General features: G+C 69.7%; 2 protein-coding genes. One reads left to right on the top strand and one right to left on the bottom strand.

Features of this window, described 5'->3' with window-relative positions; all coding sequences use genetic code 11:
* Positions 1–10: 10 nt before the first annotated feature.
* Complete coding sequence (locus tag ACSIH6_RS39210) at positions 11–1,387, bottom strand: LVIVD repeat-containing protein (RefSeq protein WP_435113935.1); 1,377 nt, start codon at positions 1,385–1,387, stop codon at positions 11–13.
* 324 nt (positions 1,388–1,711) lie between these two features.
* Between ACSIH6_RS39210 and ACSIH6_RS39205 the strand changes: the two genes are divergently transcribed.
* Positions 1,712–2,425, top strand: a complete 714-nt coding sequence (locus tag ACSIH6_RS39205) for a DUF305 domain-containing protein (protein ID WP_435113933.1) — start codon at positions 1,712–1,714, stop codon at positions 2,423–2,425.
* The last annotated feature ends 279 nt before the right edge of the window (positions 2,426–2,704 follow it).

The raw sequence follows: 2,704 nt of genomic DNA, 5'->3' as shown, positions 1-2,704 counted from the left end.
CCCCGACGGCTCAGCCGGAGGGCGGGGACGGCTGCGACTGCGGGTTGAACTCCTCCATCCGCACCTCCTCCGCCCCGGCCAGACGGGAGTCGGTGAGCCGGAGCACGTCGAGCCCGCGCATGATGTCGGAGGAGTAGACGTAGCCGTTGTAGTAGTAGGCCGACCACGAGCCCGCCGTCGTCAGGGCGTCGGGGTTCCAGGGACCGCGGTCGAAGTGGCCGATCTCCCGCGGATCGGCCGGGTCGTTGAGGTCGATGACCGAGACTCCTCCCTGGTACCAGGACTGCACGAAGTAGTCCTGGCCGGGCACCGGAATCAGCGAGCCGTTGTGCGCCACACAGTTCTCAGTTTCGGTCTGGTGACGAGGCAGTTTGTAGTAGCTCCGAAATTCGAGCCTCGGGTCCGCCCCGCTCTGCTCCAGCGAGTAGATCGCGTCGGCTCCCCGTTCGGGCCCCGTCTCGGTGTCGCAGGTGGCCGCGTGCCCGCCGCCGAGCTCGTCGGTGAAGATCACGGTGCGGGCGTCGTTGGTGAAGGTCGCCGAGTGCCAGAACGCGAAGTTGGGGTCGCTCACGCGCTCGATCACCACCGGGTTGACCGGGTCGGTGATGTCGAGCAGCAGGCCGTCCCCCAGGCAGGCCGCGGCGGCCAGGTCCCGCTCGGGGTAGGCGGTGATGTCGTGGCAGCCGGTGGTGGTCCCGTGGCCCCCGTCCGGCAGCAGCACCGGCTCGCTGACCACCCGGGCCGAGGCCGGGTCCGCCAGAGGCACCTCGACGACGGAGATCCTGTCGTGCGGCGGCTGGCAGTTCGGGAAGTCCTCCGAGGGCGAGTACGAGGAGACGTACACGTAGTCGCGCTCGCCGTCCTCGCCCGGCACCAGGGTGTTGGTGTGCGAGCCGCAGTCGGTGCGCACCGCCGACACGTACCGCGGGTTGGCCTTGTCGGAGATGTCGAAGATCCGGATCCCCTCGAAACCGTCCGGATCGGTGGCCGACACCGAGGGGGCGCCGCACTCGCTGCTGGCGCGCGGGTAGTCCACCGAGAGGTAGAGCAGGTCGCCGCTGACCGACACGTCGCCCTGGCTCCCGGGGCACACGACCGTGGACACCCGGCTCGGGTTCTCCGGATCGGAGATGTCGTAGACGACGAAGCCGTCGTAGTTGCCGCCGATGGCGTGGTCACCGCTGAAGGCCAGGTCGGTGTTGTAGGACGCGGCGCCGTCCAGGCCCTCCGGTCTGGGCAGGTTGGCCACGTGCACGACGCCCCCACCGGTGCTCACCCCGTCGGCCCTCGCCCCCGGAACGGCCAGGAGGGCGGTGACCAGGAGGGGTGCCGTTCCGAGCGTCCCCCAGCGCAGTCCGTTCGCGTGCCTTCGCGTCTCCGACACCACCGCACACCTCCCGGAAATACACAAAGCATCCAACTGACTACTATGGGTTGTACTCCTCTCCATTGGTAATAACCAGACGAAACGCCGAGACCGGACATCTAATACTTCAAGAGATCAAAAGCACACAGAAGTCCTCAGGGCGACGGGCGTCCCGTCTTCCGCGCCCGACACCGCGAAGTTGAACGAGATAGCACCAACCCGCGCCCGGGGCTGGACAGAACACCCGTCGAGTGAGTAAGAAAGCCCGCAGGACGTTGCCCCAAGGCACAACGCCCACCGGCACAGCGGCCCCGTCCGCAGCCCCACCCCATCGGAGGACACCTCGTGCGTCGCCTGGTACTCGCGGCCGGAACCGCTCTCGCCCTGCTCGGAGCCTCAGCCTGTACGGGTGACGGGGACGGGCAGGAGCAGGAGTCGGCCAACGTCATCGCCCCCGGCGCGCCCGGGGAGTCGTCCTCCCCCGCCACCGCCGACCAGATCGCCGCCCTCGCCGAGGAGCAGGGCCACAACGAGGCCGACGTCACCTACCTGGTGATGATGATCGAGCACCACTCGCAGGCCTTGGAGATGACCGACCTGGTGCCCGAGCGCCACGAGCGCGAGGACATCGAGCTCATCGCCGACCGCATCGCCGATGCCCAGGGCCCGGAGATCACCGCCATGGAGAGCTGGCTGGAGGAGAACATCTTCGGCCCGGCCAGGGAGAACCCGGCGCACCAGAACTTCTGCGGACTGGAGGGGGACGGTACCCATCACGACGAGAGCGGTGACGTGCCCACGTGCGAACTGGAGGTCGACCACGGCGACATGCCGGGCATGGCCACCGAGGAGGAACTGGAGCAGCTGGCGGCGGCCGAGGGCGACGAGTTCGACCGCCTCTTCGTGGAGCTGATGACCGCCCACCACGAGGGCGCGGTCACCATGGCCGAGGACGTGCTCTCCGAGGGCAAGGACCAGACGGTGATGCGCATGGCCAACGACGTGATCGCCGAGCAGAAGGCCGACATCGCGCGCATGGAGCAGGCCCTGGAGGGTTAGGCCCGGCGGGCCCGCGCTGCTCCCCCGCCGCCGCGGAGAACGAGTAGCGGTCCCGGGCACACGCGAGGGGGCGCCCCGGTCGGGGCGCCCCCTCGCGTGTGCTGGGCCTCGTCGTCCGGGCGGGCGAACCGCCGGAGCGCGGGGGCGGGCCCCGCCAAGGCACTGCCGGACCCGTCGTACGCGCGGAGGACTCGTGTGCGCGGAGCTTCGTGTGGGGGTCCGGGAGGACGCTGCTAGGCGGACTTCTCCTGACGGGACCGGCGCAGCTGGGCCCGCGGG

The organism is Nocardiopsis synnemataformans (genome assembly GCF_965343085.1).
Taxonomy (GTDB): domain Bacteria; phylum Actinomycetota; class Actinomycetes; order Streptosporangiales; family Streptosporangiaceae; genus Nocardiopsis; species Nocardiopsis alborubida.
The sequence above is the reverse complement of the archived record's forward strand: the minus strand, read 5'-3'. Positions and strand labels throughout refer to the sequence as shown.